This is a genomic window from Streptomyces ureilyticus (genome assembly GCF_011045025.1).
Taxonomy (GTDB): domain Bacteria; phylum Actinomycetota; class Actinomycetes; order Streptomycetales; family Streptomycetaceae; genus Streptomyces; species Streptomyces ureilyticus.
Genome location: NZ_JAAKZX010000131.1, coordinates 21,012 through 27,219, shown reverse-complemented (window position 1 = coordinate 27,219; position 6,208 = coordinate 21,012). Strand labels below are relative to the sequence as shown.

At 71.2% G+C, this 6,208-nt stretch carries 4 protein-coding genes; 1 reads left to right on the top strand and 3 read right to left on the bottom strand.

Annotation, left to right across the window (positions count from 1 at the left end; translation table 11 throughout):
• Together G6048_RS31755 and G6048_RS31750 are read right to left on the bottom strand one after the other, a co-directional pair.
• On the bottom strand, positions 1-982 hold a 982-nt coding region (locus G6048_RS31755), incomplete at its 3' end, for a PucR family transcriptional regulator ligand-binding domain-containing protein (RefSeq protein WP_206342379.1).
• Positions 983-1,150: 168 nt separating this feature from the next.
• Positions 1,151-3,262 carry an ATP-binding protein gene (locus G6048_RS31750; RefSeq protein ID WP_165343049.1) on the bottom strand — a complete coding sequence of 704 codons (2,112 nt, stop codon included), beginning with the start codon at positions 3,260-3,262 and terminating at the stop codon, positions 1,151-1,153.
• A 272-nt stretch (positions 3,263-3,534) separates the two neighbouring features.
• On the opposite strand from G6048_RS31750, the gene gabT reads away from it, so the two are divergent.
• Complete coding sequence (gene gabT / locus G6048_RS31745) at positions 3,535-4,869, top strand: 4-aminobutyrate--2-oxoglutarate transaminase (RefSeq protein WP_165343048.1); 1,335 nt, start codon at positions 3,535-3,537, stop codon at positions 4,867-4,869.
• A 173-nt stretch (positions 4,870-5,042) separates the two neighbouring features.
• Here the strand turns inward: gabT and G6048_RS31740 are convergent, their stop codons facing one another.
• Positions 5,043-6,200, bottom strand: a complete 1,158-nt coding sequence (locus G6048_RS31740; RefSeq protein ID WP_328827541.1) for an RNA-guided endonuclease InsQ/TnpB family protein — start codon at positions 6,198-6,200, stop codon at positions 5,043-5,045.
• Positions 6,201-6,208: the final 8 nt, after the last annotated feature.

Below are 6,208 nucleotides of genomic sequence, written 5' to 3'. Positions count from 1 at the left end.
CGCCCCGCCCCCGCGTACCCGGCACCGCCCCGGACTCCGCGAGGATCACGCGATACGGAGCGTCGAGCAGCTCCCCGTACAGATCCCCCGCGGCGGCCCGCGCATGATCTGGCTGCCCCGCCAGCAGCATGCGCAGCACAGCCGCCCCGATCCGCTGCTCCGCGGCATACAGCGACCGCGACCGCTCCGTCGTGAGCGTCAGCAGAGCGATCGCGGAATGCACGGCGTACCGCTCGGCCGTACCCGGCGCCGCGGCGGTACCCACGGCCAACGCTCCCAGAGGCCGCTTCCCCGTCCCCAGCGAGTGCAGCTCGACGCGGTCCTCGTCCTCGCCGTCCTCGGAGGACCCCCCGACGACGGAACTGGCCGGCAGGGGACGCTCCCACAGCCGTTCCACGTCGGCGGTGAGCAGAGCCGCCCGCCGCCCCGCCCACTCGGGCGCCGTCGCGACGACGGCGCCGGTCGCGTCGTACAGGGCGGCCCAGCCGTCGATCTGCGAGGCCAGCGCGGCCAGCAGGCCCTCGGGCCCTCCGCTCAAGGCCCGCTTGGTCAGCTCGCGTTGAGCGGCGAAGCCGGCGGTGACGGCGCGGTACTGGTCGGCGGCGATCGCGGCGGAGACGGCTTTGGTGATGGCGAGGAAGGGGGTGCGCCGCGGGACTTCGAGGAGTGGCAGGCCCTCGCTCTCCGCGGCGTCGAGCAGTGCCTTCGGGATCTCCTCGTAGTGGAGCCCGACCGCGAACCCGAGCCCCGCGACCCCCGCCCCCGCGAGCCGCTTCACGTAGCGCCGCATGGCCTCGGGGTTCTCCGCCTCCAGCTTGAGCGCGGTGATCAGGAGCAGTTCCCCGCCCTCCATGTACGGCACGGGGTCGGCGAGTTCGCTGGCATGAGCCCAGCGGACGGGCCGGTCCAGGTGCTCCTCGCCCGCGCGCACGGTGAGTTTGAGCGCCGAGTGCTGGACGAGCGAGGCGAGCGTCGGGGGCATGGGACCTTCAGGTCTTCCTGGCGAGGCCTTCACCGAAGTGGCGGAAGTGCCGTGACTGGCAGAGGGTGTGATCTTTTGGCCGTCACGTATGAACGACCTGTGTCGATTCTGCCTCACTGTACGGTGACCGCGTCACCTTATGTCCAGATGTCCTGCCACCTGTCGGACTCAGCCGCGAAGATCCACCAGCAAGGGCGGCGCGTGTTCCCCGCGCACGCTCGTGAGCGACAGCACCGCATGCCCGGGTGGAACGGCATGCGCCAGATCGGAGGCGGACCACCGCTCACGTTCGACCTGGCGGACGGTGACGGCCCGGGCGGTGGGCGCACGTCCCGTGATCACGCGGCGCAGGGCGTGGGCGGTCTTGCCCAGCGGTGTCTCGGCGATGATCTGCCGGTCGGTGACGTCCGTCGCCTCGGTCCACTCCTTGCCCCACACCTCGGCGAAGTCCTGCCCGTCCCAGGGTGTGAGCCCAGACAGGGCCATCCGGCAGCCGATCGCCCCGAGCAGCGGCGACCTGAGCGGACGCGGCACATCGTCGAGCGTACGCAGCGTCATGACCACCCCGGCGTTGGCTGACCGCAGCCGCTGGACTCCTCGTACGGCCTCGGGAGTGACGACGCCCGTCGCGTCGTCCAGCACCAGACATGCGAACAACGACCGGTCCTCGCGTACCGCCACACTCGCCGTGAACTGCGCGAGGACAAGCCTGGCCAGGATCCGCGAGGCGTCGGCGTGCCCGCGTTCGGGCAGGTCGATGCGTACCCGCACCGGGTTGTCCAGGGCGCGCAGGGAGAAGGGCCGGGACTGACCGGACGTATCGAAGAACCCGGCGAAGGCGGGGCGGTCCAGCAGCGCCACTCGATCGGCGAGCACTCCGCCGACATCGCCCGGGTGCCCCAACTGCCGTTCGCGGGCGTCGAGTTCGCGCAGCAGTGATTCCTGTCCGGCCTCCGTGAGCGCCTTGCGCAGCGCGCCGAGCGGGCCGGGCGCGCCGTCGAGGAGCTGTCGCAGTTCGGGCACGGAGGGGAAGCGCCCGTGGACCGCGCGATACGGGCCGAGGAGTTGGGCGAGCACGGTGGTGGAGCGGCGGTGGTCTCCGCCGGGGTGCGGATCGGTGAGGTCGCCGACCAGTGCCTCGGCGAGGACGGTCGCCGCCTCGTCGGGATCGGTGGTCCCGCCGTACAGGTCGAGGTCGTAGACGGACTCGGGGCTTCCGACCCGTACGACGACGTCATACGCGTCGGCAGGCCCGAGTCCCGCGCCCGCGGCCCCGACCACGACGACGGCGGCCCGTCCGGCGAGCGCGTGCAGGCACAGCGACTCGGCGAGCGGCCAGACGACTCCGCTGGTCTTGCCGGATCCGGCGGGGCCGACGGCGAGCAGGGAGGTGCAGAGGAGTTCGGGGCCGACGCCGAGTCCGGTGCCGCGGTAGGCGTAGGGATTGCGCGGGTCGTCGGCGGTCGTGCCGAGCCGGACCTGCCCGGTGACGAGGTCGTGCTGGGCCAGGCGCCCCGGAAGATCACGCTCGCCGGAAGGGTGCAGGCAGGCGGCGGCACCGTCCTTGAGCACGGCGCCGGTGAACGTGGCGAGACTGTGCCGGCCGCTGCGTACGCCCTGCCAGGCGCGGGTGATGCGGGCATGGTCGACGTCGCGCATCAGCCCGGAGCGGGCCTCGGCGGCGAGCCGTTCGGCGGCGTCGGCGGCTCCGGCGTCGCGGAGTCCGGGCCACTCGGCGGGGTCCCGCTGGGGCGGCGGCGCGACGGGCCGCTCGCGCTGGCGTCGCAGGCGTGACGTCACGAACCGGCGCCATACCTCGCCCCAGCGGCCGAGGCGTCCGACACTGACCATGATCATCAGGGCCACGACGGTGTACCAGGTGTAGCTGAGGACCACGCGGGTGTAGGAGCCCGGCTCCGCCCAGGAATCGGGAATCATCGCGTAGAGAGGCACCAGCCACCAGCCGCCCAGGTAGCCGTTCCACAGCAGTGACCAGATCAGCCACCCCACGAGAAAGGCGATCAGCGCGCCGCTGAGCAACTGCCGGTTCGACACGACCTCCGGCTCCTCGTCCGGCCGCGGCCGATGCCCGAACCGCCACACCCCCGGCGCCGCCTCGGGCCGCGGCGCCCGCAGCCAGGCCAGGAAGGCGGAGCCGTCCGGCATCGCCGGCGTGCCCGGCGCCTGCGCGGGCCGTGGCGGCACCCGAGGCGGCCCCGCCGGGCGCGGCACACGATCGGCGTGCGTGCCCCGTGCGTCCTGCGTGCCGTCGCTGTCCATCGCCCTTGTCCCCTGACCAGCCGTTCGATCCACCATCAGCGAGCCAATCTAATGCCCCCGCAGGGGGAGTTCACCGCTTACCGGGCCGCGCCGGGTCCGACACCTCCGCCGCCGCCATGTCCACCGCGGACAACCCAGCAGGCCGACAACGCCCACATGGAGCATGCCCACTCCTCACCCCCACCCCTAGCCTCCGAAGAGCGAGCTGTCCGAAAAGACCTCTCCGCACAGACCCCGCTGGACCCCGCCGCCAGACCCCAGGGAGCCCCCTCATGAGCGCACTTCCGCAGGAGCGCCGCCTCATCACCGCCATCCCCGGCCCGAAGTCGCAGGAGTTGCAGGCCCGTCGCAGTGCCGCGGTCGCGGCCGGTGTGGGGTCCGTGCTGCCCGTGTTCGCCGCGCGCGCGGACGGCGGAATCATCGAGGACGTCGACGGAAACCGGCTGATCGACTTCGGCTCCGGAATCGCCGTGACCGGCGTCGGTGCCAGCGCCGAGGCCGTCGTACGCAGGGCATCCGCGCAGCTCGCCGACTTCACCCACACCTGTTTCATGGTCACGCCGTACGAGGGCTATGTGGCCGTCGCCGAGGCGCTGGCCGAACTGACCCCCGGCGACCACGCCAAGAAGTCCGCCCTCTTCAACTCGGGCGCCGAGGCCGTCGAGAACGCCGTCAAGATCGCCCGCATCCACACCAAGCGCCAGGCCGTCGTCGTCTTCGATCACGGCTATCACGGCCGTACGAATCTGACGATGGCGCTGACCTCGAAGAACATGCCGTACAAGCAGGGCTTCGGCCCCTTCGCGCCCGAGGTCTACCGGATGCCGATGGCGTACGGCTACCGCTGGCCGACCGGCCCCGAGAACTGCGGCCCCGAGGCCGCCGCACAGGCCATCGACCAGATCAGCAAGCAGGTGGGCGCGGACAACGTGGCCGCGATCGTCATCGAGCCGCTCCTCGGCGAGGGCGGCTTCATCGAGCCGGCGAAGGGCTTCCTGCCGGCGCTCAGCGAGTTCGCCCGGGACAACGGCATCGTCTTCGTGGCCGACGAGATCCAGTCAGGTTTCTGCCGCACCGGTCAGTGGTTCGCGTGTGAGGACGAGGGCATCGTCCCGGACCTGATCACCACGGCGAAGGGCATCGCGGGCGGTCTGCCGCTGGCCGCCGTCACCGGCCGCGCCGAGATCATGGACGCCGCGCACGCGGGCGGCCTGGGCGGCACCTATGGCGGAAATCCGGTCGCCTGCGCGGGCGCCCTCGGCTCGATCGAGACGATGAAGGAGCTCGACCTGGCCGCCAGGGCGCGGCACATCGAGACGGTCATGAAGGCACGTCTCGGCGCCATGCAGGAGAAGTACGAGATCATCGGCGACGTCCGCGGACGCGGCGCCATGATGGCCATCGAGCTCGTCAAGGACCCGACCACCAAGGAGCCGAACCCGGAGGCCACCGCCGCGCTCGCCAAGGCCTGCCATCAGGAGGGCCTGCTGGTCCTGACCTGTGGCACATACGGCAACGTGTTGCGCTTCCTGCCGCCCATGGTCATCGGCGAGGAGCTGCTGAACGAGGGCCTCGACATCCTGGAGCAGGCATTCACCCGCATCTGAGCCCCATCTGAGCAGGATCTCTCTCATCCGGTTCCGCTGCCGGGCGGAGCTTGTCACCTTCTCGGTCGCGAACGGCCGAGTTTGCGTACTCGGTCGTTCGCACCTCGTCGCGCTCCCGACTGCCCCCTACGACAGGACGGTCACGGGTCGCATCTCCCCACAATTCGGCATCTTCAGGCCGGTGCGAGGACGGGTGCGGTGACGAACACCCACGCCGAGCGGGCGCGGTTGCGCACGTTGACCCCGGCGACGTGGTCGGCGGGCCCAGCGAGGCCGCACCGACGACAACGGAAATGGTCCCGGTCGGGCCGGTTGGCCCGCTCCGTGTGCCCGCAGCGCGGGCAGCGCTGCGAGGTGTAGGCCGCATCCACGTGCAGGAACGGCACCCCGGCTCGTCGGGCCTTGTAGGCGAGGTGCTGCCCGAGCTGGTGGAACGGCCAGGAAGACAAGGTGCCCCGCTGGTCGCGGCGAAGCCGTACCCGTTCGCGGATTCCGTCCAACTCTTCGACGGCGATCCCGCGACCGGTGCGTTGCGCGACGGACACGATCTCTTTGCTGATCCGGTGATTCACGTGGGTGGCATGATGCTGCTCCTCCTTCGCCCGGCAGGCCAGACGACGGGTGGCAGAACGGGTGCCCTTGGCCTGCAGCTCGGCCCGCTTACGCGCCTGCCAGCGCCGGTATCGACCCAGGCGGCGGCCCTGGTAGTTGGTGTCATCGCTGGTGGTGGCGAGGTTGACGATGCCGCGGTCCACCCCGATCCAGTCACTCGGCTCATACGCCTCGGGATCTGGCAGGTCGCAGGTCGCGATGAGGAACCACTTCCCGCCCCGCTGGACCAGGTCGGACTCGCCTTTGCGGTACTCGGCCAGCGTCTTGAGCTGGTCCGGCGAGCCGACGTAGCGGATGCCGCGCATCCGCCCGTCCACCGTCCAGATCGACACTGTCCGCGCGTCCGTCTGCCAGGACAAGCCCCGGTCGTCGAACGGCTGCGCCGCTTCTGGATGGAACGTGACCGGCGAGCCGACGGCCTTGCGGTACCGCTTTGCCCCCGGATTGCCCAGCCGCCCGGCTTGCAGGCTCGCCGTGAGCGCGCCGTAGGCGTCCACGACCTTCTTCACCACCCGCACCGCGGGCTGGGCCGACAGCCCGAACGTTGCCTTGATGTCCGTGTAGACCAGTTTCTGCAGGCCGTTGCGGTCCTTGATGCCCGTTTGGAAGGCGGTCTGGGAGACATGGTCGGCGGCCCGGTTGCAGGCGCGCAGGGTCGCCGCCAGCGCCGCCGCCTGCTCCGGCGACGGCAACAGCTTCACTTGCACCACCAGCTTCACGACCCCAA

Coding starts and splice junctions, on each gene's coding strand:
- gabT (WP_165343048.1), top strand. CDS start 3,535: ATGAGCGCACTTCCGCAGGAGCGCCGCCTCATCACCGCCATCCCCGGC.
- G6048_RS31750 (WP_165343049.1), bottom strand. CDS start 3,262: ATGGACAGCGACGGCACGCAGGACGCACGGGGCACGCACGCCGATCGT.